Here is a 24,707-nt window from a genome sequence, read left to right as displayed (position 1 = left end):
ATAGCGGCGAAGAACATGGATCATGGTGGGGGAAGAGTGGCCGGGCTTCATTTGGAAGCACCGGCCTTTTTGTCGCCCGGGTCTGGTTGAGGGCAGAGGAGGACAGCAGAAGTCGAACCAGCCACCCCATTGCAGAGCGCGCAACCAGAGTGCCCCGTCTGGTGGGCGCTTCTGAATTGTCGGGCGGCCTCGTTTCCGGAGGCCGCATGCCGACGAAACAGTATCCACATCAGGGTTTGCACGGAGGATGCATGCGCTTGCATGCTCCATGAAGGGTGATTCCTACGACGGGAGTGCGCCGTTGCTGTCGTGATGTGACTTGCGGGCTCTCTTACGCTCGCCCGATGTCCCTGAATTCGCGCTTTGCGCCTGACGTGCTGGGCGGATTCGACGCCTTGACCTCCTCCGATGCCCTACAGTCCGGACTTGCAGTGCCGGCCAAGGTGCCGGGGCGGACGCGTGCGCACAGAGCGGAAGCCCAGGCCATCATGGATGGCCTGATGCAGGATATCCCCTCCATTTCTCCCAAATATTTCTACGACGAACGGGGTTCGACGCTGTTCGAGGCCATCACCCGGCTGCCCGAGTACTACGTCACCCGTGTCGAGCAATCGATCCTGCGGCGGTATGGTGACGCCATTGCCGATTCGGTGGGGGCGGATCCCATCGTGATCGAGCCCGGCGCCGGCAACTGCGAAAAGGCGCGCTCACTGTGCCTGAGGCTCCAGGCGAGGGAGTTCGTGGGCATCGACATTTCGGCGGATCATCTGCAGGGGGCAGTGCTGCGTCTGCAGGCCAACCTGCCGTGGCTGAAGGCTCGCGCAATTGCGGCAGACATCACGCAGCCGGTCGAGCTGCCAGCGGATCTTCCCGGGTCCCGCAGGCTGGTCTTCTACCCGGGCTCGTCCATCGGCAACTTCGAGCCGGGGCAAGCCGTCAGGATGCTCTCGCAGATGCGAGCTATGCTGGGCGACCCGGACGAGGGCGGAGGGTTGTTGATCGGCATCGACCTGCCCAAGCCGGTGCGTGTGCTCGAAGCGGCCTATGACGATGCCAGCGGGGTGACTGCGGCGTTCAACCGCAACGTGCTGGAGCATGTGAATCAATTGATTGGCAGCGACTTCGTCCCTGACCAATGGGCCCACCGCGCGCTCTTCAATGCACGGGACTCTCGCGTGGAGATGCACCTGGTGGCGCGTCGCGCGCAGAGCGTGCGCTGGCCGGGAGGAGGGCGTGATTTCACCGAGGGGCAGCATATCCATACGGAGAACAGCTACAAGCACACGCTGCAGGCGTTTGCTTCGCTGCTCGAATCCGCCGGCTTCCGGCAGTACCGGAGCTGGACTGACGAGCAGGGCTGGTTTGCGGTGATCCACGCCTGGCAGTGAGTACCTGGCCATGCTGCGTTCGGACCTCCCTGACCTCCAGAACCTCCCGGTGAGCACAACGGCGACCGGCGCCGGATGGAGCGACTTGCCGGGCCGTTACCGCAGGATTCGTGCTGCGACCCGCAGACTGGCGGAACCCCTGTCCGCCGAGGATTGCTGCGCGCAGTCCATGCCCGATGCAAGTCCCGTGAAGTGGCACCTGGCGCACACGACATGGTTCTTCGAAACCTTTGTGCTTGAGCGTTTCGCGCGCGACTTCAAGCCGTTCGACCCGGCGTTCCGCGTACTGTTCAATTCCTATTACAACGGCGTGGGCGAGCGGCACCCCAGGCCCCAGCGCGGCCTGCTCACGCGGCCCGATCTTGATACCGTGATGCGCTATCGAGATGCCGTGGATGGAGCCATGCAGTCGCTTCTCGCAGAAGGGCGCGCGGGCTGGCATGCACTGGTCGAACTGGGGCTGCAGCACGAACAGCAGCACCAGGAACTGATGCTCACGGACATCAAGCACCTGCTGTCGTGCCATCCATCGTGGCCGCTCTACAGGCCCGCAAGCACAGGCACAGGCGATAGGGATCCCTGGGATTCCCCGGCACCGTCGCGCTGGATGGAGCACCAGGGCGGCCTGGTACAGGTCGGGCATGCGGGGGAGGGCTTTTGCTTCGACAACGAGGCGCCACGCCATACGCTGTTCCTGCAGCCGTTTGCACTGGCTGAACGCCTCGTCAGCAACGCCGAATATCTGGCTTTCGTGCGTGATGGCGGCTATCGCAACCCCGAGCACTGGCTCGCGGAAGGCTGGGACTGGCGGACCCAGCTTGCGCTCGAGTCGCCGCTGTATTGGCGGCGTGGGCCGGATGGAGGGGAATGGCAGGAATTCACGCTGCACGGCGCGCAGGCGCTTATGCCTGCGCAGCCTGTTGTACACCTCTCGTACTTCGAGGCCGATGCCTTTGCGCGCTGGTCGGGATCCAGGCTGCCGACGGAAGCGGAGTGGGAGGTGATGGCCGCCCGGTCCGTCCCGGCGGGCGGCCCGGGGCCTGCGAACGGCCATTTTGCCGAGCGTGCCGTACTCCATCCGGAACCCGGCGATGGCGACCGGCAACTGCTTGGCAGTGTCTGGCAGTGGACGTCCTCCAGCTATGCGGCCTATCCGGGTTTTGTTCCTGCCGCCGGCGCCGTGGGCGAATACAACGGCAAGTTCATGGTCAACCAGTATGTGCTGCGCGGTGGCTCGTGTGCCACACCGGCGGAGCACATCCGCGCAAGCTACCGCAACTTTTTTCCGGCGACTGCCCGCTGGCAGTTCACCGGATTGCGCCTGGCCAGGGACCTGCGCTGAAGCGTGCGGCGGGATCAGACCGCTGCCAGCGCCTGATTCAAATCCTCCAGCAGGTCATCGATGTGCTCGATGCCTACCGACAGCCGCACCATGCCCTCGGTCACACCGGCCTTGGCCAGTTCGGCCGCATCCAGCTGGCGGTGGGTGGTGGAGGCCGGGTGGGTGGCAAGCGACTTGGCATCGCCGATGTTCACGAGGCGGGTGAACAACTGCAGCGCATCCAGGAAGCGCGCGCCCGCTGCGCGGGCATCTTCTCCCGATGACTTGAGGCTGAACGACAGAATGCCCGAGGCGCGGCCGCCCGACTGCTTCTGCACGATGGCATGGTCCGGATGGTCCTTGAGGCCCGCATAGCGCACCCATTCCACCTTGGGGTGCTTTTGCAGTGTTTCGGCGATCGTCTGCGTGTTCTCGCAGATGCGGTCCATGCGCAACGCCAGCGTCTCGATGCCCTGCAGGATCTGGAATGCGTTCTGCGGTGACAGGGCGGCGCCCGTGTTGCGAAGCGGCACCACGCGTGCGCGGCCGATGAACGCGGCCGGGCCGAGGGCTTCGGTGTAGACCACGCCGTGGTAGCTCACGTCCGGCTCGTTCAGTCGCTTGAAGCGTGTCTTGTGCTCGGCCCACGGGAACTTGCCGCTATCGACGATCGCGCCACCCACGCTGGTGCCGTGGCCCCCCAGGTATTTGGTGAGCGAGTGCACCACGATGTCGGCACCGTGTTCGATGGGGCGCAGCAGGTACGGGCTGGGCACGGTGTTGTCCACGATCAGCGGCACGCCATGCGCATGTGCCACGTCGGCCAGCGCGCGGATGTCGGTCACATTGCCGAGCGGGTTGCCGATGGATTCGATGAAGATGGCCTTGGTCCGGGCATCGATCAAGGGGCCGAAGCTTGCCGGGTCGCGCGGGTCGGCGAAGCGCACCTCGATGCCCTGCTGTGGGAAGGTGTGCGCGAACAGGTTGTAGGTGCCGCCATAGAGTGTGCTGGCCGAGACGATGTTGTCCCCGGCCTCGGCAATCGTCTGGATCGCATAGGCGATCGCCGCCATGCCCGAGGACACGGCCAATGCCGCGATGCCACCCTCCAGCGCCGCAACGCGCTTCTCGAGCACGTCGTTCGTGGGGTTCATGATGCGCGTGTAGATGTTGCCCGCCACCTTCAGGTCGAACAGGTCGGCGCCATGCTGCGCGCTGTCGAATGCATAGGCGACCGTCTGGTAGATCGGCACGGCCACGGCCTTGGTGGTGGGATCGGGCGAGTAGCCGGCATGGACGGCCAGGGTTTCGATGCGCATGGGCGATGTCTCCAGATAAACAGGTGTCGGGTTGACTCGAATGAGTGACCCATATCCCCGATTGTTGCCGCTTGCCGCGCATGTTCGAACGAACCATTGGCTATGAGCTTATCCGCGTTGGCGAGTCCACACCTGAACGGGTGACCCGAATGGCAGCCAAGGAGTGGAGAACTACATTCTTCGCTCGGAGATGCTGTTGCCCGCATCGACGGCGGGCCTGGGCGGCCTTGGCGGGCGCTGCGCCTGCACCGGTGGCTGCAGGGCTTCCCATGCGGGCAGGTGCGCATGGACCATGGCCGCCGCATGCGCATCGTTGGCGGCATAGCGGCGCTGGCTGTCGGAGAGCCGGGGATTGGCCCAGTTCGACGTGGTCACCTTCTTGGACTTGCGCAGGCTCTGCCCCAGCACCATGGCGATGGCCGCGCGCACGCCGGTGGAGGCGCCGAATCCGTGGCGCTTGAAGACGCGATCCAGATCGAGCACGTTCTGCATCTCTACCTGCAGCCGGCCCTGGAGCTGGTGGCGGTCATTGTCGAGCCCGAAACCCACCTTGAGGATGCGAGGATTGCCCAGGATCTCGCGCGTGATCGCCTGCGCGGCCGCGTGGTGGGTCTGCAGCAGCCAGGCGGCATCGACCGTGGCGAACTGCACGACATGCGGGCCGGTATCCTTGGCGCCCACCTGGAAGAGGGGCTTGCTCTCCGTGTCGAAGCCCAGCACGCTCGCCTGGATCAGGGCCTCTCGCGCCTGCTCGAACTCCGCGTCGCTGGAGGGTACGTGAATGGCCTGATCGGGCAGCGCCGCAAAGGGCGGCAGCAGTGCGGATTCGTCCTTGGTTGGGGCTTTGCGGCGTACCATCGAATGGGGCTCAGAGACCGGGGCGGGCAGGGCGCGTGCGATAGAACTGCATCGGATGCTCCTGCATCTCCTTCATGTGCTGGTTCATCACCGACTTCTTCATCTTGCCCACCACGTGCATCTCGCAGGGCTTGCAGTCGAAGCGCAGCGTGAGCTTTTCCTTGCCGTTGATGAGCTGCAGCGGCTCGGCCTTGATCGTGCCCTTCACGCCGATCACGCCCTTGGCCTGCTTGGGGCACAGGCTCATCGAGAAGCGCACGCAGTGCTTGGTGATCATCAGGCTGACTTCGCCTTCCTCTTCCTTGCTCTCGTAGGCGGCGTCGATCACCTTCACGCCGTGCTTCACATAGAAGTCGTGCGCCTTGGTGTTGAACACATTGGCCAGATAGGTGAGCGTGTCTTCGGGGAAGGGCGCGGGCGGCTCGACCGGCGTGGCGCGCGGCAGGCGCACCAAGCCCGATTCGCGCGCGGCTTCGAGCGAAGCCACGGCGTCGCGGCGCAACTGGTTGAGTACGGAGGCCGGAACGAACCAGGGCTGGGAGAGGTTCAGCGCAATGTCATGCACTCCGAAGATCGTCGTGCCGAAGCGGCCCAGTTGCTCGCGCAGCGTGGCCTCCGCTCTGGCGGCGTCGGTGGCCGGCTGGTGCTCGTTGTCGATCTCCGCGTAGCCGACAAAGCCGTCCTCGTCGGTCAGCGAGAGCGCAAAGCCGTTCGCCGTTTCCTTGAACTCCGCCCACAGGCCGATGCGGCGCTCGCTCGACTTCTTCTCCAGCGTGCGCACCCAGTCCATGTCGCGGTTGCGGTTGATCTCCAGGCCCTTGCGCAGGTCCTTGAACTCGGCGATCTCGTTCTTGGGGAACACGCGCCAGATGCCTTTCCTGGCCTGCACGCACTCGGCGCGGTTGATGTGCACGCCCACGAGTTCCTTCTGCAGGTCGTAGTAGCACAGGCCATCGCCGTTGTGCAGTTCGGTGGACTTGTCGGAGGTTTCGAGCTCGAACCACTTGTCGCCCACCTGGGTGACCCATCCAATTGCCCGGCCCGGGGTCTTGGGTGTGTCGAATGCGCCGATGTCGTCCTGGCGGCCATTCACGAAATAGTCGGTGAACTCGCGGTTGAAGTTCTGGTCGGGATCGGGCTCGAACGTGAACGTGGTGCGGCCCGACGACGAACGTGCCAGCGGCGCATCGGAGAACTCGCGCTCCTCGATGACCTCATCGAGCAGCTTGCGGTAGTGGGCCGTGATGTTCTTCACGTAGCCCATGTCCTTGTAGCGGCCCTCGATCTTGAAGCTGCGCACGCCCGCATCGATCAGTGCGCGCAGGTTGTCGCTCTGGTTGTTGTCCTTCATGGACAGCACATGCTTTTCATGCGCGATGATGCGGCCGCTCTGGTCGGTCACCTCATAGGGCAGGCGGCAGGCCTGGTTGCAGTCGCCGCGATTGGCGCTGCGGCCGGTGTGCGCGTGGCTGATGAAACACTGGCCCGAATAGGCCACGCACAACGCACCGTGCACGAAGAATTCGATGGTGGTGCGGGCGGGATCGGTGGCCTCGCGCACGGCCTTGATCTGCTGGAGATCCAGTTCGCGTGCGAGCACGATCTGCGAAAGGCCCGCATCCTGCAGGAAACGTGCCTTCTCGGGGGTGCGGATGTCGGTCTGCGTGGAGGCGTGCAGCTGAATGGGCGGCAGGTCGATTTCGAGCAGGCCCATGTCCTGAATGATCAGCGCGTCGGCGCCAGCCTCGTAGATCTGCCAGGCCATCTTGCGCGCACCTTCGAGCTCGTCGTCGCGCAGGATGGTGTTCAGCGTGATGAAGATGCGGCTGCCGAAGCGGTGCGCATGCTTGATCAGGCGTTCCAGGTCGCGAATGTCGTTGCCCGCTGTCGCGCGCGCGCCAAAGGCCGGTCCGCCGATGTAGACGGCATCCGCGCCATGGTTGACGGCTTCAATGCCGATATCGGCATCGCGGGCCGGGGAGAGCAGTTCGAGCTGGTGGGGCAGGAGAGACATAAGGGCGCGATTATCTCAGGACACGGTCCCGGTGGTGCGCCGGTGGGGAATTCGGCCAGCCCGCGTCGTTGAGCCCCTGTGCCTCTCGTGTGATGGACGACACAGCTCGGGCACTTGGTGAAGGGCGGGAAGCGGAGCCAAGGCATCGTAAATCCTTAGTGCACTTTCGTGCCTCATTCAGGTAGAATTGTTTTCTATGCAAACCATTGATTCATTAGTGAATCAATCTTGTGAATGAAATGCGCAACCCTGCTTGCGCGTCAAGGAGCCTTCAGGATGAATGATTCGGTACAGAAGCCATCGGAGCCCCGCAGCTGGGACAGGCCGGAGGGAGCGAGCTTCGGTCAATGGATGGAGTCGCGGGTAGCGCGGTTTTCCACGCGCAAGTACGACTTCGATGCACTGAAGTTCCAGGCGGACTTCGATCCGAAGTACCGCCGTGGCCAGATGCGCTACATCGGCACGGGCGGCACGGGGGTTGCGGCGGACAGCAACACGATTGCGGCCGAGCACTTCACGTTCTCCACGATGGTGATTCCGGCGGGCAACGAAGGCCCCTCGCACCTGCACACGGACGTGGAGGAAGTGTTCTTCCTGATCCGGGGCAAGCTCAAGCTGGTGCTGGAGAAGGATGGGGAGCGCTTCGAGACGATCCTGACGGACCGCGATGTGGTCTCGGTGCCGCCCGGGGTGTATCGCGAGGAGATCAACATCGGGGACGAGGACGCCCTGATGTGCGTGATGCTGGGTGCGAAGAAGCCGATCACGCCGACCTATCCGGCCGACCATCCGCTCGCCAGCATCAAGCGCTGAGCACAGGCGGAACCATGTCTTCTTCGTCCTCTTCACCCGGCATCCAGGCGGCGATCGAGCGCATGGAGGCGGTCTTTCCGCAGAGGCTGGTCGCGCTTGGTGCGCAGCGTCAGGTGGCGTGGCGCGAGGCGGGGGATGGCGAATCCGACTTTGCCTATGTCTGCCTGCACGGCATCAGCTCGTCCGCAGCGTCGTGGTTCGGCGTGGCCGAGCGCCTGCTGGCGAATGCGCGTGTTCTGGCTTGGGACGCTCCCGGCTATGGCGAATCCACGCCACTTTCCGTGGATGCCCCGACCGATGCGGACTACGCGCGCGTGCTTGGCGAGTCGCTTGCCGCGCTGGGCGTGCGTCGCTGCGTGCTGGTGGGGCATTCGCTCGGGTGTCTCGTGGCCGCGCGCTGGGCTTGCGATGCGTCTGCCCTGCAGATCCAGATCCGGCAATTGGTGTTGATGAGCCCCGCGGGCGGCTATGGTGCGCCAGCGAAGGCGGAGCAGAGGGCCAGGGTGATGTCCGGGCGCGTCGATGCGCTCAGGGATCAAGGTGTGTCCGGCATTGCTGCCGTGATCGACCAGCGCCTGTGCGCACCCGGTGCGCCCGGGCCTGCGCGTGAGTGGGTGCGCTGGAACGCATCGCGCATGCGCGCCGGAGGCTACCTGCAGGCCGTGCACCTGCTGTGCTCCGGTGATCTGGGGGAGGCATCGGGCCGCTTGACGATGCCGGTTCACGTATGGGTGGGTACCGAGGACGTGGTGACCACTCCGGAAGCGAGTGAGGCCTGGGCCCGGAGACTGGGAGCGCAATACGTTACGCTTGCGAAGGCTGGCCACGCCTGCGTTGTCGAACAACCGGAGAAGATCGCGCAGATGTTGGCCCATTTGAGCTGACTTTTTTGCCGATTCCCATGAGTGACACCACTTCTTCGCCCGACACCGATCGTGATACCGACCGCTACACCGTTCCTGCCCTGGAGCGGGGGCTGCGCCTGATGAACTGCTTCAGTCCCACGCAGCCCGTCTGGAGCGCTCCTGATCTGGCGCGTGAGCTGGAATTGCCGCGTTCCACGGTGTTCCGGATGCTGACCACCCTCGAGAACATGGGCTACCTGCAGCGTTCTGGTACCGAGTACCGCCTGGGGCTTGCCGTGCTGCGGCTGGGGTACGACTACCTCTCCAGCCAGCCGCTGGCGAACCTGGCGCAACCGGTGATGCAGGCGCTGCACGAGCAACTGGGCTTCACCTGCAACCTGGCATTGCTGGACGGGACGTCGATTGTCTATGTGGCGCGCGTGGGCCACAGCAGCGAGTTCCAGAGCGCGGTGCGGGTCGGCTCGCGCCTTCCGGCCCATGCGACGGTGCTGGGGCGCGTGCTGCTGCAGGACATGACGGCCCCGCAATTGCGCAAGCTCTATGGCGGCAACGAGCTGCCGATGTTCACGCCGAGCACGCCGCGCACGGTGGACGACTTGCTGGCGTTGATCGCCCAGGATGTCGAGCGCGGCTACGCGGAGGGCGAGGGCTTCTATGAATCCGGCGTGTCGGGCATCGCGGCCCCGGTGCGCGGTGGCGACGGAAAGATCGTGGCGGGCATCGGCATGGTGGTGCCGTTTGCCGAAGTGGGGCGTGCGCGTTCGGGCCATTGGGTGGACCAGGTCGTGCACGCTACCCGGGAACTGTCGGGATATCTGCGCGCGCAGCATCCCATGTCCTGAGGCTTGACCGGGTCGCCTTGATCGACACCGCAAGCCACAGACAATTTTTTGGAGACGATGATGAAAATTGCTTTGATTGGCTGTGGTGCGATCGGCGCCAGCGTGCTGGAACTGCTCGAGCCTCACACCAACCTGTCGGTGGACTGGGTGCTCGTGCCCGACGTGCCTCCGGTAGTGACCCAGACCGTGAGCCGGTTCGCCCCGCAGGCGCAACTGGCAACCCAGCTGCCGCCGGGCGCGCGGCCCGATCTGATCGTGGAATGTGCAGGTCATGCGGCCATCGAGCAGCATGTGCTGCCTGCCCTGGCACGCGGCATTCCGGCCATTGTGGCCAGCGTCGGTGCCATGAGCGCGCCGGGCATGATGGAAAAGCTCGAGGCCGCCGCCGCCAAGGGCAACACGCAGGTGCAATTGGTTTCGGGCGCGATCGGCGGAATCGATGCGCTCTCCGCCGCAGGGATGGGAGAGCTCGATGCCGTGATCTACACGGGTCGCAAGCCACCGCTTGCCTGGATGGGGACGCCTGCCGAGCAGCGCTGCAACCTCGCCAGCCTCCAGGAGGCGTTCTGCATCTTCGAGGGCAGTGCCCGCGAGGCCGCGCAGCTCTATCCCAAGAACGCCAACGTGGCGGCGACGCTGTCGCTCGCGGGGCTGGGACTCGACCGTACGCAGGTGCGGCTGTTTGCCGATCCCGCCGTGACGGAGAACGTGCACCACTTCTCCGCCAAGGGGGCCTTTGGCGAAATGGAGCTGACGATGCGCGGCAAGCCGCTCGCAGCCAATCCCAAGACCTCCGCGCTGACGGTCTACAGCGTGGTGCGCGCCGTGCTCAACCGGGCGGACCGCGTCAGCATCTGAGCGCCCCCCGTGCGCCTCACGCGCTATGTCCCCGGCCACTACAACAAACCCACGAGTTTTCATTGATCATGCAACGCTCTCGCTTTTTCAAGACCTGCATCGCGCTGGCCGCCTGCTCCGCGCTGCCTTTCGGTTTTTCTTCGGCCCATGCGCAGGAGTCGCTTGGCAGCGGCCAGTTCACCGTGGTCGTGCCGTTCTCGCCGGGCGGACCGGCCGACGCGCTGGCCCGCATTCTCTCCACGGGGCTGAACGAGTTGCACAAGCAGCCCGCCATCGTGGACAACCGTCCGGGCGCGAACGGCAATATCGGGATCGACCTGGTCAAGCGTGCGAAGCCGGATGGGCACACGTTGCTGGTCGTTCCGCAGGGCAATCTCACGATCAACCCGACCCTGATGCCCAAGCTGGACTACAGCGTATTCGGTGATTTCGCGCCTGTTGTCTCCATGGCCCGAACCGCCAATGTCGTTGTGGTGAACCCCTCGGTGCCGGTGCAGAACATGAAGGAGCTGATCGCGCTGTCCAAGTCCAAGCCGGGCACCATCAGCTATGCCTCGCCCGGCGTGGGCTCCAGCCTGCACCTGGCGGGTGAGCTCATCAAGGACCAGAGCGGTGCCGACATACTGCATGTGGCCTACAAGGGGTCGACACAAGGGCTGAACGACGTACTGGGCGGCACGGTGCCGATGATGGTCAGCAACCTGCCCACGGTGTTGCCTCATATCCAGACAGGGAAATTGCGAGCGCTGGCGGTAACGGATGCCGCGCGCTCGCCATTCCTGCCCAATGTGCCGACGCTTGCCGAGTCTGGGGTGAATGGTGTCGCGCTCTCGTCGTGGTACGGCGTGCTGGTGCCGAAAAAGACCCCCGCGCCCGTGGTTGCGCAGTTGCAAAAGGATGTGGAGGGCATCCTGAACAACCCCAAGGTGCAGCAGCAACTCAAGACCCAGGGGCTGAGCCCGTGGGTCGTGAAGGGCGATGCGTTCGGTGACCTGATCCGCAGGGAAACCGACATGTGGGCAGGCATCATCAAGAGCCACCACATCCAGGCGCAGTGACGCCGCCGCCTGGCGGGTTCGGAAGCAGAACTCCGCCAGGCTTGCCCCAGGTCGCAGCCGCTGCATTGCTTGCCGCGCTGGCTGTCACCCTGACTGCGGAGCCGTGGCTGGACCATCGGCTCCGCGCGGCATGGCGCCGCAATCCGCTTCCCCGGTCCCCTTTTTGAATCCCTCGCACATTCTGGAACGGCGCGCTTGTCGCAGGCCGAAGGGAGGCGCTCGTGCGTTGCAAAAGCCATGGCCTACACCCGTTGAACGCCGGGCAAGGCTTCGTTCATCGGAACTAGGGAAAACACTGTATGACCTCGATCAAGTTGGCTTTTAAACTGCCCTCGTTGTTTCAAGAGTCAATCAATGATTCATTAGTGAAACGTTAGGAGTTCAACAGAATGCCCGCTGACACCATCCAATCCAGCCCGTTGCTCGCAGGGCGCCGCATCCTCGTCACCGGCGCCGCGCGCGGCCTGGGATTCGCATTTGCCGAGGCCATGTGCCGCCAGGGCGCACGTGTTGCGCTCGCGGATCTGCGCCGTGAGCAACTGGACGCATCGGTTCGCCAACTGCGCGAGCGCGGCTTTGATGCATCGGGCTTTGAAGTGGATGTATCCAGCCCCGAGGCCATCGAGCGCTGTGCGGACGATGTGGTCAAAACGCTGGGCGGGCTGGACGGCCTGCTCAACAACGCCGCCGTCACCGACTCCGGCGGCAAGGGGATGGACGACATCGCGATCGACAAATGGGACCAGGTGATGACCGTGAACGTGCGCGGGGTCTGGCTCATGACCAAGGCCTGTCGCGCCGCATTGCGCGAGAGCGGGCGGGGCGCAGTGGTGAATCTGGCCTCCGACACGGCGATGTGGGGCGCCCCGAACCTCATGGCCTACGTAGCCAGCAAGGGCGCGGTGATGGCCATGACCCGTTCCATGGCCCGCGAGATGGGGCCGGACAACATCACGGTGAACGCCATCGCTCCCGGCCTGGTGCTGGTGGAGGCGACGCAATACGTGCCCGAGGCGCGCCATCAGCTTTATGTGGACCAGCGTGCCCTGCAGCGCCAGCAGACACCCGAGGACGTGAGCGGGGCAGCGGTCTATGCCATGTCCGATGGTGCCCGTTTCGTCACGGGCCAGGTACTCGCCGTCAACGGCGGTTTTGTCATGAATTGAAAAGGAGCGAACGTCCATGAGCAATGCAGCACAGCAATCATCGGAGCCCCGCAGCTGGGACAGGCCGGAGGGAGCGAGCTTCGGTCAATGGATGGAGTCGCGGGTAGCGCGGTTTTCCACGCGCAAGTACGACTTCGACGCACTGAAGTTCCAGGCGGACTTCGATCCGAAGTACCGCCGTGGCCAGATGCGCTACATCGGCACGGGCGGCACGGGGGTTGCGGCGGACAGCAACACGATTGCGGCCGAGCACTTCACGTTCTCCACGATGGTGATTCCGGCGGGCAACGAAGGCCCCTCGCACCTGCACACGGACGTGGAGGAAGTGTTCTTCCTGATCCGGGGCAAGCTCAAGCTGGTGCTGGAGAAGGATGGGGAGCGCTTCGAGACGATCCTGACGGACCGCGATGTGGTCTCGGTGCCGCCCGGGGTGTATCGCGAGGAGATCAACATCGGGGACGAGGACGCCCTGATGTGCGTGATGCTGGGTGCGAAGAAGCCGATCACGCCGACCTATCCGGCCGACCATCCGCTCGCCAGCATCAAGCGCTGAACGGACGCCCCATGCACCAGCATCCACACGCCGGCGACCCGGTCGAATCCGAGAAGTACATGGTTCCCGCATTGGAGAGGGGCCTGTGCGTACTGCAGGAATTCGGCCGTGGCAACACGACGCTGGGCGCGCCCGAGCTGGCGCGCCGCCTCGGGCTGCCGCGCGCAACGGTGTTCCGCCTGCTGAACACGCTGGAGGCCATGGGGTATCTGCAACCGGCGGGAGAGGGAAGCAAGGACTACCGGCTCGGGCTTTCCGTGCTGCGGCTGGGTTTCGAGTTTCTGGCGTCGATGGATCTCACGGAACTGGGCCAGCCCGTCATCCAGGGGCTGTGCAACGAGCTCAAGGTGCCATGCAACATCGTGGTGCGTGACGGCCGGTCGGTGGTGTACGTTGCCAAGGTGACGCCGCCCACGCCCCTCACGAGCTCGGTGCGTGTCGGAACGCGCCTGCCGGCGCACGCCACGGCATTTGGCCGGGTGCTGCTCTCGGATCTGTCGCACGCCGAACTGGAAGGACTGTACGGACGGGAGAGCCTGCAGAGCTTCTCGCCAGCGACACCCACCAGCGTGGATGCGCTCTTCTCGCTCGTGGATGCGGATCGTCGGCGCGGCTATGTCTTCAGCGAAGGCTTCTACGAAAAGTCGATCTCCACCGTGGCGGCCCCTGTCTTTGACGCCAGCGAGCGCGTGGTGGCCACGCTGGGCTCCACGTTCTCCACTCCCAGCATGGACGGCGCCGATACCGAGGCGCTGATTTCCAGTGTCTGTACCGCGGCCGCCGAATTGTCGACGCGGCTGAACTACCGCGCCGACTACCGGCTGCCCGTTTTTTCCGCGCCCACGGGGCGCACAGGAGTCAAGCATGCGTGAAATCCCACTGGATGCCACGGCTGTCGTCACGGGAGGCACCTCCGGCATCGGCCTGGCAACCGCAGAGTTGCTGCTGGAGCAGGGCGCGCGCGTGGCCATCTGCGGGCGCAGCCAGTCCCGACTGGCGGAAGCCGTGAATCATCTGCACGCGCAGGTTCCGCAGGCACGTGAACGCCTGTTCGCACGCACTTGCGACGTGCTCGAGGCCGCGGAGATGGCGCAGTTCGCCGCCGAGACCGAGAAGGCCCTGGGCCGGATCTCCATCCTGGTGAACAACGCGGGCCAGGGCCGGGTGTCCACGTTCGCGGACACCACGGATGAGGCCTGGACGGAGGAGCTGCACCTGAAGTTCTTCTCCATCCTCAACCCCACGCGGGCCTGTCTGCCGCAGCTCGAGGCGAGCGGCAGCGGCGCCATCGTCTGCGTGAACTCCCTGCTTGCTTCGCAGCCCGAGCCGCACATGGTGGCGACCTCGGCAGCGCGTGCGGGCATCAAGAACCTGGTGCGTTCGATGGCGACCGAGTTCGCCCCCAAGGGAGTCCGCGTCAACGGCATCCTGGTCGGCCTGATCGAGTCGGGCCAATGGCGCCGCCGTTTCGAGGCCCGCGAGGACAGAAGCCAGAGCTGGGAGCAGTGGAGTGGTGCGCTTGCCGCGAAGAAGTCCATTCCTCTTGGCCGGCTCGGCCACCCGGCCGAAGCCGCGCGCGCCATCGTTTTCCTTGCCACCCCCATGTCTTCCTACACAACTGGCAGCCATATCGACGTTTCTGGAGGTCTTTCCCGCCATGCCTAAGCAATCCCAAATCACAGTCGGCGCAGCCATCGCCAAATTTCTCGAGCACTGCGACGTGCGGGCTGCATTCGGAGTGATCTCGATCCATAACATGCCAATCCTGGACGCGATCCACGAGTACGGCAAGATCCGCTTCGTGATGGCGCGCGGCGAGGCCGGTGCGACCAACATGGCCGATTCGTTCGCGCGTTCCACGGCAAGCCTGGGCGTGTCGATCACCAGCACCGGCACCGCCGCGGGCAACGCCGCGGGCGGCATGGTCGAAGCGCTCACTGCAGGGACGCCGCTGCTGCATCTCACAGGCCAGATCGAGACCCCCTACCTGGATCAGGACCTGGCGTACATCCACGAGGCGCCCGACCAGCTTTCCATGCTCAAGGCCGTCTCGAAGGCCGCCTTTCGCGTGCGCAGCGTGCAGACCGCGCTGCCCGTCATCAAGAAGGCCGTGCAGATTGCGCTGACCGCACCGAGCGGCCCTGTGAGCGTGGAGATCCCGATCGACATCCAGGCCGCGCTGATCGACGAGCCCACGGACTGGGCACCGCTGCATGTGCCGCAGGTGCAGGTGGACAAGGAAGCCATTGCCGACCTGGCCAACCAGCTTGCCGGCGCCAGGCGTCCGCTGCTGTGGCTGGGAGGCGGTGCGCGCCGGGCGGGCAAGGCGGTGAAGCGCCTGATGGACATGGGCTTCGGCGTCGTGACCAGCACGCAGGGCCGGGGCATCGTTCCCGAGGATGACGCGCGTTCTCTCGGCTCGTACAACCTGCACAAGCCCGTCGAAAACTTTTATCAGACCTGCGATGCCATGCTGGTGGTGGGATCGCGTCTGCGCGGCAACGAGACGCTGAAATATCAGCTCAAGTTGCCGCGTCCTTTGTTCCGTATCGATGCAGATCCCGCCGCAGACGGCCGCGGCTATGAAACGCAGGGCTTTGTCTGTGCGGACTCCGCGCTGGCGCTCGACGCGCTGGCCGATGCGCTCGAAGGACGGATGAAGGTCGACCCGGCATTCGCGGCCGATCTGGATGCGGCCCACCAGGAAGCGCGCAAGTCGTTGATCGACGGACTCGGCCCCTATGGACAGCTCGTGCAGGCCATTCAGCAGGCTGCCGGGCGCAACTTCAACTGGGTGCGCGACGTCACGGTCTCCAACAGCACCTGGGGCAATCGTGAACTGCGCGTATTCGATGCGCAGGCCGGCGTGCACGCGCTTGGCGGCGGCATCGGCCAGGGCCTGGCCATGGGCATTGGCGCGGCCATCGGCACGGCCACGCATGACAGGAGCCGCAAGACGGTTGCGCTGTCGGGCGATGGCGGCTTCATTCTCAACCTGGGCGAGCTCGCCTGCGCGGTGCAGGAAAAGGCGCCCGTCGTGTATGTGCTGATGAACGACCGCAAGTACGGCGTGATCCAGAACATCCAGGACGCGCAATACGGCGGCCGCCGCTGCTATGTCGACCTGCACACGCCGGACTACGCGCAGCTGTGCAAGTCGATCGCGCTTGCACATGAAAAGGTCAGCGACCTGAGCCAGGTCGGCGACGTGCTCCGGCGCGCGCTGGACAGCAATGGTCCGTTCCTCGTCGAGATCGACATGCCCGCCATCGGCACCTTCAAGACGGCATTCGCAGGCCCGCCGACCAAGGTCGTTTCCTGACAGGCGCACCAAGGAGCAAGAGCATGAGTTTTCTGATCACTGAAAGCGATCAACTGCTTCCGATCATGATCGGTGCCGAGCGCCGCCTGGGGCGCGGCGACGAGTCGCAGACGCTGTACCCCGCCACGCAGGAAGTGGTGGCGCGCCTGCGCGCCCCCAGCCTTGACGACGTGAACGAGGCCATCGAGGCGGCCGACCATGCGTTTCGCACCAGCGGCTGGGCGCAGAGAAAGCCGCACGAACGCGCCCATGTGCTGTTCCGTGTCGCCCAGCTCATTCGTGAGCGGGCCGAGCCGCTCGCGCAGCGCCAGCGCCTGGACAACGGCAAGCCGATCAGCGAAACCCGCGCACTGGTGGCAAGCGCGGCCGGTACTTTCCAGTACTTCGGCAGCGCCCTGGAAACCATGGAAGAGGAGCTCACGCCTTCACGCGGCGCCTACTTCACCATGAGCGTGCATGAGCCCATGGGCGTGGTCGCGGCGATCACGCCATGGAATTCGCCCATCGCAAGCGAGGCGCAGAAGCTCGCCCCCGCGCTGGCTGCCGGCTGTGCCGTGGTCGTGAAACCTGCCGAAGTCACGCCGCTCATGGCGCTGGAGCTGGCCGCCATCTGCGAAGAGGCGGGCGTGCCGCGCGGCATGATCAGCGTGCTGCCGGGCCGTGGCTCCGTGATCGGCGATGCGATCACGCGACACCCGCTGGTGCGCCGCGTCTCCTTCACGGGCGGCACCAGCACCGGCAAGCACATTGCCCGCATCGCTGCGGACAAGATGATGCCGGTGTCGATGGAGCTGGGCGGCAAGTCCGCCACCATGGTGCTCGAAGATGCGGACATCGACCATGCCGTCAACGGTGTGCTCTACGGCATCTTCAGCTCTTCGGGTGAGTCGTGCATCGCAGGCTCGCGCCTCTTCGTGGCGCGCTCGCGCTACGACGAGTTCATGGACCGCCTGGCCGAAAAGGCGCAGGCCCTGCGCGTGGGCGATCCCAGCGACGAGCGCACGCAGATGGGACCGCTGATCACGCCCCGGCACCGCGAGTCCATCGAGCGCTACGTGGCCACGGGTCTTGCCGAAGGCGGCCGGCTGCGCACCGGCGGAAAGCGCCCCGAAGGCAGCGGCCTCGACAAGGGCAACTACTACCTGCCCACCATCATCGAAGGCCTGACCAACCGCGCCACGATCAGCCAGGAGGAAATCTTCGGCCCCGTGCTGGTCGCCATGCCTTTCGACAGCGAAGACGACCTGCTCGCGCAGGCCAACGACAGCATCTACGCACTGGCCGCAGGCATCTGGACCGGTGACTACCGCAAGGCATGGCGCATCGGGCGCGCCGTGCAGGCGGGCACCGTGTGGATCAACACCTACAAGCAATTCTCCATCTCCACGCCGTTCGGCGGCTGGCGCGACAGCGGCCTGGGCCGCGAGAAGGGGCGCCTGGGAATCCAGCAGTACATGGAGCAGAAGAGCATGTACTGGGGCACGAACGAGCAGCCCATCCCCTGGGCGAACTGAAGGAATCGAATCATGAGCGTTCTTGGCATTGACGAAATCACCTACGGCGCGCAGGACCTGCCCAGGTGCCGCGAGTTCTTCCTGGACTGGGGCCTGAAACTGGTGGGCGAGCAGCCCGACGAACTGGTGTTCGAAACCCTCAATGGCTGCCGCGTCATCGTTGCCGATGCCGACAAGCCCGGCCTGCCCGCCGCGATCGAGGAGGGGCCGACGCTGCGCGAGGTGGTGTGGGGCGTGGAGACCGCGGCGGATCTCGCGAAGTATGCGGGGCGCATACAGGGTCTGCCGGGCTTCGCCCAGGCGGATGGCCGCATCGGCTGCACCGACCCGAATGGCCTGTCGGTGCGCTTTCAGGTCACGCGTAAGCGCGACGTCGAACTGCCCAGCGCCGAGTACAACACGTGGAGCCGCAAGGGGCGCATCGATGCCGCCAGCCCGGCCTACGACCGTGCAGAGCCCGTGGAGGTCGGCCACGTGGTGTTCTTCGTGAAGGACGTGGACGCTTGCGAGCGCTTCTACCACGAGCACTTCGACTTCGAGACATCGGATCGCTACCCCGGCCGTGGCGCCTTCATGCGCTGCGCGGCCAACGGGGGCACCACGACATCTTCCTGCTGCAGCGTCCCGCACGCGATGCGGGCCTGAACCATGTGGCCTTCACCGTGCGCGACATCCATGAAGTCTTCGGCGGCGGCATGCATATCTCGCGCCGCGGCTGGGACACGCAACTCGGGCCGGGGCGCCATCCCGTGTCGTCGGCGTACTTCTGGTACTTCAAGAACCCGGCCGGTGCGCTGGTCGAGTACTACGCCGACGAAGACCAGCTCACGGAGCAATGGCAGCCGCGCGAGTTCGAGCCCGGCCCCACGGTATTTGCCGAGTGGGCCATCGATGGAGGCATCGATGGCAATACCCGCCGCCAGAAGGGCGCGGGCGCGCAGGACGGCAAATTCATCACTGACAAACGCCATTGATTTTCGAGGACCACTGAAATGACCAAGCAATCTCGTCGCCAGGTATTTTCTGTCACCGCCGCCGCATTGGCTGCGGCCCTGTGTGGTTCCGCCGCCCACGCGCAGGCCGCATACCCGAGCAAGCCGATCACGCTGATCGTGGCCTATCCGGCTGGAGGAGACACCGACGCCATGGCGCGGCTGTACGCCGACAAGCTCTCCACACGCCTGGGCAAGCCCGTCATCGTCGACAACCGCCCCGGCGCGAGCGGCACCATCGGCACGCACCTCGTCTCGAAGGCCGCGCCCGACGGCTACACGCTGCTGCTCGCACCGAGCACCTTCTCCATTGCCCAGTTCGTGCTCAAGCCCGGTTCGGGCAGCGGCTATGACGTGCTCAATGGCTTCACGCCCATCGTCCAGACCGGCTCGCAGCCGCTGGTGGTTGCGGTGAGCGGTGCAAGCGGGCTCAAGAATGTCAAGCAGATGGTCGAGCAGTCCCGGAAGACCGAGCTGAGCTACGCATCGCCCGGCGCCGGCTCGCCCATGCACATCCTGGGCGAGATGTTCAACAAGGTTTCCGGAGCGAAGCTGCTGCACATCCCCTACAAGGGCGTGGCACCGGCGGTGAACGACCTGATCGGCGGCCACGTGCCTGTGACGTACATGACGCTCGGCCCCATCGAGCCCTATGTGCCCAATGGCAAGGTCGTGATCCTGGGCGTGGCGGACCGGCAGCGTTCGACGCTTGCGCCCAACGTACCCACGCTCGCGGAGCTTGGCTACAAGGGCGTCGAGGTCTCCGCCTGGCAGGGTCTCTTCGGCCCGAAGGGCATGTCGCCGGAACTGGTCAAGCTCATCAATGGCCACATGAACGAGATCCTCAAGATGCCCGACGTGGCCTCCAAGATGGCCACGTTCGGCGCGCTGCCCGCAGGTGGCGAGCCCGCACGCCTTGCGCAGGTGAATGCGGCCGACTACCAGCGTTTCGACGGCGTGATCAAGGAGCTCGGCATCCAGGCCGACTGAGCCTCCATCCGACCCATCCATTCCTAAAAAAATTCTTTGTTTGTACTTGGCGAAGGAGCACCCCATGTCCCAGGAACGATATCTCGAACCCCATCAGGCACGGACCCGCATGCCGACGCTCTTCGAAGACCTGCTGGGCGATTCGATCGAACGCGCATTCGGCGAAGGCGTCACCACCTTGCCGGAGCTGGTGGCCTATCTCAACCGTGTCGGCCCTTCGGGCGAGCGCGGCGAGGCATGGACCGAAGAAGGCTTCCAGGCGCTGATGAAGCGCCTGGGCGATTGAGCGTTCATCCATCGAGCGACCCCACAGCCAACGCCTTAGAGGAACAACATCATGAACTCACGAACCATCCCCATTTCCGTGGATCCCGTGCAGACGGTGCTCGACAACGGGTTGAAAGATCTCTGGTATCCCGTGTGCCCATCGGGTTTCGTCAAGGACCAGCCGGTTTCCATGAAGCGCATGGGCCGCAAGCTCGCGCTGTGGCGCGACGGCGCTGGCCAGGTCCACGCGCTGGAAGACCATTGCCCGCACCGTGGCGCTCCGCTGTCGCAGGGCGTCATCCTGGGCGATCGCATTGCCTGTCCCTACCATGGCGTGGAAGTACGCTGCGACGGCATGGTCACCAAGGTTCCGGGCAGCCCGGGTTGCAAGCTTGAAGGTCAGCATGCGGCCAAGGCCTTCCATGTGAAGGAAGCCTTTGGTGCCATCTTCATCTACAACAGCGATGACTACGCGAAGGAACCCAAGCCGCTGGTGCTGCCCGAGGAGCTCACCTCGGACGCGTATTCCAATTTCCTGTGCTATGCCGAGTGGCGCTCGGACTATCGCTACGCACTCGACAACGTCATGGACCCGATGCATGGCACCTTCCTGCACAAGCAGTCGCACTCCATGTCGGAGGGCGATAGCAAGGCCAGCTTCCAGGTGCGCGAGACCGACAACGGCTTCGTGTTCGAGAAGGTAGGCCAGCGCGGCATCAACTTCGACTGGACGGAGTGGGCCGACACCGGCTGCCACTGGATGCGGCTTGAGATTCCCTATCCGAAGACCGGTGGCCCTGGCGGCAATTTCGCCATCGTGGGCTGCGTCACGCCGATCAACGCCGAACTTTGCGCGGTGTTCTTCTGGCGTTGCCGCAAGGTCTCGGACTGGATGCGCAGCACCTGGCGTTTCCTCTACCGCAACCGCCTGGAGGCACGCCACTGGGCCGTGCTGGAGCAGGACCGCATCATGATGGAGCAGATGGAGCCCGATGCGAATTCGCGCGAGAACCTCTACCAGCATGACATCGGCCTTGTGCGCCTGCGCCGCCACCTGAAGCACCTTGCCGAGGAGCAAGTGGAGGCATCGGGATCATGAGCAACACGTTGTCCGCCTTCGTTCATACCCTCCGGTATGAAGCCAGGGACACGATGAGCGTCGAACTTCGGCCCGTGGAGGGAACGCAGTTTCCCGCGTTCACCCCGGGGTCGCACATCGACCTGCATCTGCCCAACGGGCTGGTGCGCAGCTACTCGCTGTCCAACTCCAGCGACGACGCCAACCGCTACGTGGTCGGCGTGCTCCGCGACCGCGCCAGCCGGGGCGGCTCGCGCAGCGTCCACGAGGACCTGCGCGTGGGCAAGCCCATCACCATCTCGGAGCCGCGCAACCATTTCGTGCTCGACGAGAACGCGAGCCATACCGTGCTGGTCGCGGGCGGCATCGGCATCACGCCGCTGCTCTCGATGGCGCGCAGGCTCACCAGTCTCGGCAAGCCGTTCGAGATGTTCTACTTTGCGCGCGAGCCGGGCTGCGCGGCCTTCCTCGATGAGCTCAAGGCCATGGGCATGCCGCTGCACCTGCACTTCGACAGCGAAGCCGGCGGGCCACCCGATCTGCGCGCGCTGCTCGCCAGGCGTGCGCCGGATGCCGGCACGCATCACTACTCCTGCGGGCCGGCGCCGCTGCTCGATGCGTTCGAGAAATTCTGCGCGGAACTGGGCCATCCCAACGTGCACATCGAACGCTTCACGCCCGTGGAGGTGGCTGCCTCCAGCGACGCACGCGACGAGTTCACCGTGGAACTGCGCAAGAGCGGAAAGTTCATCGAGATCAAACCGGGCAAGTCGATCCTGGACTCGGTTCTCGACGCGGGTGTGGACGTGGACCACAGCTGCTGCGAAGGCGTCTGCGGCTCCTGCGAAACCCGTGTGCTCGAAGGCGTTCCGGACCATCGCGACTCCATGCTCAGTGCCCGCGAACGCGCGAGCAACAAGGTGATGATGATCTGTGTCTCCGGCTGCAAGTCGCCCACGCTGGTGCTCGACCTCTGAACGCTCCCCATTTCAAACCACAACCACTACGACTACTACTCTGGAGACAACATGATGAAGAAGACTTTGATGGCCATGGGCCTGCTGGCGCTTGCCGGATCCGCGGCGGCCCAATCCCAGGTGCAGATTTTCGGTGTCGTCGACATGGCGATCACCCGCCTGTCCGGTTCGGGCGACACGCGTTTCGGCCTGTCCACGGGCGGTGCGAACATCAGCCGCCTCGGTTTTCGCGGCACGGAAGACCTGGGGGGAGGGCTGAAGGCGGGCTTCTGGCTCGAGGCGGGCATGGACCCCGACGTCGGCGGTGGCAAGGGCACGGGCGGCGGGCTCACCTTCAATCGCCGCTCCACCGTGAGCCTGATGGGCAACTTCGGCGAAGTACGCCTGGGCCGCGATGACTCCGCCACGTTCCTGAGCACGCTGATCTTCGACCCGTTTCTCACCAACGGCGTGGGCCAGACCATGGCGTTCACCATGCTCGGCATTCCGGGCGTGGCCACGGCGGCGGGCGGGGCGCCGATCCAGATCAGCAACGCCATCAGCTACTTCCTGCCCAAGGAGATGGGTGGGTTCTACGGCCAGTTGCAGTTCGCTCCGGGCGAGCGTGCATCCGGCCCCCAGCAGGGCAAGTATGCGGGCACGCGCCTCGGTTATCAGAAGGGCGCCTTGAACGTGGCGCTGGCCACGGGCAAGCTCTGGGGGGATCAGCCGGTCAACGACCTCAAGGCCAGCAACGTCGGCGCGTCCTACGACCTGGGCGTGGTCAAGCCCATGCTGCTGTGGGCCACCGAGAAACGCGGCGATCTCAAGGTCACGGCCATCCAGCTCGGTGCCGTCATGCCCATGGGTGCGAGCGAGTTCAAGGCCTCCATCGGCCACTACGACACGGCACACAGCAACGCGGACTGGAACAAGCTGGGGCTGGGCTACGGCTACAACTTCTCCAAGCGCACGCAGGCCTATGTGAATGTGGGCTATGTGAAGAACAAGTCCGGTGCCAACAAATCCATCGGGGTGCAGGGCCTGGCGGCGCCTGGAACCACGCTGGGCGGCAGCTCCAACGGCATTGATCTGGGTGTCCGCCACTTCTTCTGATCGCGCTGATTGCCCCCTCCACCGACAAGCCAATCGATTTCCATCATGAATGAATCACGCAACCTGCGGTGGTGGGGTGTCATCACTCTTTTCATCATCGTCGCCATTTCGTACGTGGACCGCATCAACATTTCTGTGTTGATCGTTGACAAGGACTTTCTCGACCACATCGGCCTTACGGCGGATGACCGCACGCGGCAGGGCCTGCTGGCCACGGCCTTCATGGTGGGGTACGGTGTGTCGTCGGTGCTGCTCACGCCGTTCTACGTGGCGCTGCTCGGCGTGCGGCGCAGCCTGATCATCGGACTCGTCCTGTGGGGCGTGGTCACCTTCGTCTCGCCCGTGTTCCACAGCTACGGCCTGCTGCTGGCATCGCGCATCCTGCTGGGGCTCTCGGAAGGGCCGCTGTTCGCGCTGGCCGCAAGCTACATCAAGGCGCATTTCACCAGCGAGGAAAATGGCAAGCCCAACTCGCTGGTCAACATGGGCACGGGCCTGGGACTGGCGCTGGGATACCCGCTGATCGGCTACCTGCTGGCCGCGCACGACTGGGAAACCTCGTTCCACATCCTGGGCGTGATCAATGTGGCCATCGGCATTCCGCTGGTGCTGGCCTTCGTGCGGATGCCCCGGATCGAGAACGCGGTGAAGCAGGCGCATTCGCCGGGCGAGGTGTTTGCCTCCATCGGCAACATCTTTCGCGGCGCTCTGCAGACACGCCATCTGCTGCTGGTGACGATTCTCACCGCAGCCTTCCTGAGCTATCTCTGGGGCAGCAGCAACTGGCTGCCGGCGTATCTCAAGGAGTCGCGTGGCTTCTCGCTGCGCGAGATGGGATGGCTCGCGTCACTTCCGCAATATGCGACCGTGGTCGCCGTGTTCATCGGTGGCGTGATCATCGACCGGATTCCGCGCGGCAAGGTGCCGCTGATCTTCGTGTGGGGCAGCCTGGGCGTGGCGGCGGCCGTGCTGCTGGCCATCAATGTGCAGGACCGCTACACCGCCGCGATCTGCCTCGTTGCCGCCAATTTCTGCTGGGGCCTGATGAGCCCGGCCATTCCCAGCACCATGCAGCATTTTTCGCGCCCCGAGCACATCGCGAGCGCCTACGGCGTGGTCAACGGCGTGGGCAGCCTGGTGGCGGGCTTCATGCCGGCCATCATGGGCGCGATCATCGGCATGAACTCCAAGACCAGCGGCGGGGGCTTCTTTGCCGGATTCAGCGCGCTGATCGGTGCCATGGCGGTGGTGGCGATCTGCGGCCTGACCCTGTGGCAGCAGGAGAGGGCGCATCCCGCGAAGGTGGTGGAGATCGCACACTGACCAGCGCAGCGCGATAGCGCGTGCCGGGCAGGTCGGAAACGCCGAGGGAATACGCATGGGAAGGGGGTGCATGCGCTACAGTCTGCCTTGCTC

22 protein-coding genes and 1 pseudogene are annotated in these 24,707 nt (G+C 64.9%); 20 read left to right on the top strand and 3 right to left on the bottom strand.

Annotated features, from left to right (window positions below; genetic code table 11):
- Nucleotides 1-488 precede the first annotated feature (488 nt).
- Both egtD and egtB read left to right on the top strand, forming a co-directional pair.
- Entirely contained in the window at nucleotides 489-1,388 is a 900-nt protein-coding gene (egtD, locus tag H9K76_RS12025; RefSeq protein ID WP_246475523.1) for an L-histidine N(alpha)-methyltransferase, read from the top strand.
- Between the two features lie 10 nt (nucleotides 1,389-1,398).
- Complete coding sequence (gene egtB, locus H9K76_RS12020) at nucleotides 1,399-2,730, top strand: ergothioneine biosynthesis protein EgtB (RefSeq protein WP_187595679.1); 1,332 nt, start codon at nucleotides 1,399-1,401, stop codon at nucleotides 2,728-2,730.
- A 14-nt stretch (nucleotides 2,731-2,744) separates the two neighbouring features.
- Here egtB and H9K76_RS12015 read toward each other — a convergent pair whose 3' ends face one another.
- The 3 genes from H9K76_RS12015 to H9K76_RS12005 all read right to left on the bottom strand — a co-directional run bounded on the left by H9K76_RS12015 (nucleotide 2,745) and on the right by H9K76_RS12005 (nucleotide 6,900).
- Nucleotides 2,745-4,028 carry an O-acetylhomoserine aminocarboxypropyltransferase/cysteine synthase family protein gene (locus H9K76_RS12015; protein ID WP_187595678.1) on the bottom strand — a complete coding sequence of 428 codons (1,284 nt, stop codon included), beginning with the start codon at nucleotides 4,026-4,028 and terminating at the stop codon, nucleotides 2,745-2,747.
- 171 nt (nucleotides 4,029-4,199) lie between these two features.
- Complete coding sequence (locus tag H9K76_RS12010) at nucleotides 4,200-4,886, bottom strand: 3'-5' exonuclease (RefSeq protein WP_187595677.1); 687 nt, start codon at nucleotides 4,884-4,886, stop codon at nucleotides 4,200-4,202.
- A gap of 10 nt (nucleotides 4,887-4,896) precedes the next feature.
- Complete coding sequence (locus H9K76_RS12005) at nucleotides 4,897-6,900, bottom strand: peptidase U32 family protein (protein WP_187595676.1); 2,004 nt, start codon at nucleotides 6,898-6,900, stop codon at nucleotides 4,897-4,899.
- Between the two features lie 276 nt (nucleotides 6,901-7,176).
- On the opposite strand from H9K76_RS12005, the gene H9K76_RS12000 reads away from it, so the two are divergent.
- From H9K76_RS12000 to H9K76_RS11915, 18 genes and pseudogenes are all read left to right on the top strand, one after another.
- Complete coding sequence (locus H9K76_RS12000; protein ID WP_187595675.1) at nucleotides 7,177-7,713, top strand: cupin domain-containing protein; 537 nt, start codon at nucleotides 7,177-7,179, stop codon at nucleotides 7,711-7,713.
- A 14-nt stretch (nucleotides 7,714-7,727) separates the two neighbouring features.
- Nucleotides 7,728-8,597 (top strand): alpha/beta fold hydrolase, encoded by an 870-nt coding sequence (locus tag H9K76_RS11995; protein ID WP_187595674.1) that lies wholly within the window; start codon nucleotides 7,728-7,730, stop codon nucleotides 8,595-8,597.
- Between the two features lie 17 nt (nucleotides 8,598-8,614).
- Complete coding sequence (locus tag H9K76_RS11990; RefSeq protein WP_187595673.1) at nucleotides 8,615-9,421, top strand: IclR family transcriptional regulator; 807 nt, start codon at nucleotides 8,615-8,617, stop codon at nucleotides 9,419-9,421.
- 57 nt (nucleotides 9,422-9,478) lie between these two features.
- Nucleotides 9,479-10,279 (top strand): aspartate dehydrogenase, encoded by an 801-nt coding sequence (locus H9K76_RS11985; RefSeq protein ID WP_187595672.1) that lies wholly within the window; start codon nucleotides 9,479-9,481, stop codon nucleotides 10,277-10,279.
- 68 nt (nucleotides 10,280-10,347) lie between these two features.
- Nucleotides 10,348-11,337 (top strand): Bug family tripartite tricarboxylate transporter substrate binding protein, encoded by a 990-nt coding sequence (locus H9K76_RS11980; protein ID WP_187595671.1) that lies wholly within the window; start codon nucleotides 10,348-10,350, stop codon nucleotides 11,335-11,337.
- A gap of 389 nt (nucleotides 11,338-11,726) precedes the next feature.
- On the top strand, nucleotides 11,727-12,503 hold the full coding sequence (locus H9K76_RS11975; RefSeq protein ID WP_187595670.1) for an SDR family oxidoreductase: 777 nt from the start codon (nucleotides 11,727-11,729) through the stop codon (nucleotides 12,501-12,503).
- Between the two features lie 16 nt (nucleotides 12,504-12,519).
- A complete protein-coding gene (locus tag H9K76_RS11970) occupies nucleotides 12,520-13,056 on the top strand; it encodes a cupin domain-containing protein (protein WP_187595669.1) in 537 nt (178 codons plus the stop codon).
- A gap of 11 nt (nucleotides 13,057-13,067) precedes the next feature.
- The gene (locus tag H9K76_RS11965; protein WP_187595668.1) at nucleotides 13,068-13,928 is read left to right on the top strand and encodes an IclR family transcriptional regulator; all 861 of its coding nucleotides are present in this window, start codon (nucleotides 13,068-13,070) and stop codon (nucleotides 13,926-13,928) included.
- Nucleotides 13,921-14,721, top strand: a complete 801-nt coding sequence (locus H9K76_RS11960) for an SDR family oxidoreductase (protein WP_187595667.1) — start codon at nucleotides 13,921-13,923, stop codon at nucleotides 14,719-14,721. The genes H9K76_RS11965 and H9K76_RS11960 overlap by 8 nt, the downstream gene beginning before the upstream one ends.
- The gene (locus tag H9K76_RS11955; RefSeq protein ID WP_187595666.1) at nucleotides 14,714-16,378 is read left to right on the top strand and encodes a thiamine pyrophosphate-binding protein; all 1,665 of its coding nucleotides are present in this window, start codon (nucleotides 14,714-14,716) and stop codon (nucleotides 16,376-16,378) included. Before H9K76_RS11960 ends, H9K76_RS11955 begins: the two co-directional genes overlap by 8 nt.
- Nucleotides 16,379-16,401: 23 nt before the next feature.
- On the top strand, nucleotides 16,402-17,892 hold the full coding sequence (locus tag H9K76_RS11950) for an aldehyde dehydrogenase (protein WP_187595665.1): 1,491 nt from the start codon (nucleotides 16,402-16,404) through the stop codon (nucleotides 17,890-17,892).
- A 12-nt stretch (nucleotides 17,893-17,904) separates the two neighbouring features.
- Nucleotides 17,905-18,866: pseudogene (locus tag H9K76_RS11945) on the top strand (VOC family protein).
- Between the two features lie 18 nt (nucleotides 18,867-18,884).
- Nucleotides 18,885-19,874 (top strand): Bug family tripartite tricarboxylate transporter substrate binding protein, encoded by a 990-nt coding sequence (locus H9K76_RS11940; protein ID WP_187595664.1) that lies wholly within the window; start codon nucleotides 18,885-18,887, stop codon nucleotides 19,872-19,874.
- A 64-nt stretch (nucleotides 19,875-19,938) separates the two neighbouring features.
- Nucleotides 19,939-20,160, top strand: a complete 222-nt coding sequence (locus H9K76_RS11935) for a recombinase-like helix-turn-helix domain-containing protein (protein WP_187595663.1) — start codon at nucleotides 19,939-19,941, stop codon at nucleotides 20,158-20,160.
- A gap of 51 nt (nucleotides 20,161-20,211) precedes the next feature.
- Complete coding sequence (locus tag H9K76_RS11930) at nucleotides 20,212-21,240, top strand: aromatic ring-hydroxylating oxygenase subunit alpha (RefSeq protein ID WP_187595662.1); 1,029 nt, start codon at nucleotides 20,212-20,214, stop codon at nucleotides 21,238-21,240.
- On the top strand, nucleotides 21,237-22,196 hold the full coding sequence (locus H9K76_RS11925) for a PDR/VanB family oxidoreductase (protein ID WP_187595661.1): 960 nt from the start codon (nucleotides 21,237-21,239) through the stop codon (nucleotides 22,194-22,196). The genes H9K76_RS11930 and H9K76_RS11925 overlap by 4 nt, the downstream gene beginning before the upstream one ends.
- A gap of 54 nt (nucleotides 22,197-22,250) precedes the next feature.
- Nucleotides 22,251-23,291, top strand: coding sequence for a porin (locus tag H9K76_RS11920; protein ID WP_187600609.1), 1,041 nt, complete (start codon nucleotides 22,251-22,253; stop codon nucleotides 23,289-23,291).
- Nucleotides 23,292-23,336: 45 nt separating this feature from the next.
- Nucleotides 23,337-24,614 carry an MFS transporter gene (locus H9K76_RS11915; protein ID WP_187595660.1) on the top strand — a complete coding sequence of 426 codons (1,278 nt, stop codon included), beginning with the start codon at nucleotides 23,337-23,339 and terminating at the stop codon, nucleotides 24,612-24,614.
- Nucleotides 24,615-24,707: the final 93 nt, after the last annotated feature.

It is taken from the genome of Diaphorobacter ruginosibacter (assembly GCF_014395975.1).
Lineage (GTDB): Bacteria > Pseudomonadota > Gammaproteobacteria > Burkholderiales > Burkholderiaceae_C > Diaphorobacter_A > Diaphorobacter_A ruginosibacter.
Note: the sequence above shows the minus strand (reverse complement) of the source record. Positions and strands in the feature narration are given on the sequence as shown.

Coding starts and splice junctions, on each gene's coding strand:
- H9K76_RS11995 (WP_187595674.1), top strand. CDS start 7,728: ATGTCTTCTTCGTCCTCTTCACCCGGCATCCAGGCGGCGATCGAGCGC.
- H9K76_RS11950 (WP_187595665.1), top strand. CDS start 16,402: ATGAGTTTTCTGATCACTGAAAGCGATCAACTGCTTCCGATCATGATC.
- H9K76_RS12015 (WP_187595678.1), bottom strand. CDS start 4,028: ATGCGCATCGAAACCCTGGCCGTCCATGCCGGCTACTCGCCCGATCCC.
- H9K76_RS11980 (WP_187595671.1), top strand. CDS start 10,348: ATGCAACGCTCTCGCTTTTTCAAGACCTGCATCGCGCTGGCCGCCTGC.
- H9K76_RS11925 (WP_187595661.1), top strand. CDS start 21,237: ATGAGCAACACGTTGTCCGCCTTCGTTCATACCCTCCGGTATGAAGCC.
- H9K76_RS11960 (WP_187595667.1), top strand. CDS start 13,921: ATGCGTGAAATCCCACTGGATGCCACGGCTGTCGTCACGGGAGGCACC.
- egtB (WP_187595679.1), top strand. CDS start 1,399: ATGCTGCGTTCGGACCTCCCTGACCTCCAGAACCTCCCGGTGAGCACA.
- H9K76_RS11990 (WP_187595673.1), top strand. CDS start 8,615: ATGAGTGACACCACTTCTTCGCCCGACACCGATCGTGATACCGACCGC.
- H9K76_RS12000 (WP_187595675.1), top strand. CDS start 7,177: ATGAATGATTCGGTACAGAAGCCATCGGAGCCCCGCAGCTGGGACAGG.
- H9K76_RS11935 (WP_187595663.1), top strand. CDS start 19,939: ATGTCCCAGGAACGATATCTCGAACCCCATCAGGCACGGACCCGCATG.
- egtD (WP_246475523.1), top strand. CDS start 489: ATGGATGGCCTGATGCAGGATATCCCCTCCATTTCTCCCAAATATTTC.
- H9K76_RS11940 (WP_187595664.1), top strand. CDS start 18,885: ATGACCAAGCAATCTCGTCGCCAGGTATTTTCTGTCACCGCCGCCGCA.
- H9K76_RS12005 (WP_187595676.1), bottom strand. CDS start 6,900: ATGTCTCTCCTGCCCCACCAGCTCGAACTGCTCTCCCCGGCCCGCGAT.
- H9K76_RS11970 (WP_187595669.1), top strand. CDS start 12,520: ATGAGCAATGCAGCACAGCAATCATCGGAGCCCCGCAGCTGGGACAGG.
- H9K76_RS11965 (WP_187595668.1), top strand. CDS start 13,068: ATGCACCAGCATCCACACGCCGGCGACCCGGTCGAATCCGAGAAGTAC.
- H9K76_RS12010 (WP_187595677.1), bottom strand. CDS start 4,886: ATGGTACGCCGCAAAGCCCCAACCAAGGACGAATCCGCACTGCTGCCG.
- H9K76_RS11930 (WP_187595662.1), top strand. CDS start 20,212: ATGAACTCACGAACCATCCCCATTTCCGTGGATCCCGTGCAGACGGTG.
- H9K76_RS11985 (WP_187595672.1), top strand. CDS start 9,479: ATGATGAAAATTGCTTTGATTGGCTGTGGTGCGATCGGCGCCAGCGTG.
- H9K76_RS11915 (WP_187595660.1), top strand. CDS start 23,337: ATGAATGAATCACGCAACCTGCGGTGGTGGGGTGTCATCACTCTTTTC.
- H9K76_RS11955 (WP_187595666.1), top strand. CDS start 14,714: ATGCCTAAGCAATCCCAAATCACAGTCGGCGCAGCCATCGCCAAATTT.
- H9K76_RS11975 (WP_187595670.1), top strand. CDS start 11,727: ATGCCCGCTGACACCATCCAATCCAGCCCGTTGCTCGCAGGGCGCCGC.
- H9K76_RS11920 (WP_187600609.1), top strand. CDS start 22,251: ATGAAGAAGACTTTGATGGCCATGGGCCTGCTGGCGCTTGCCGGATCC.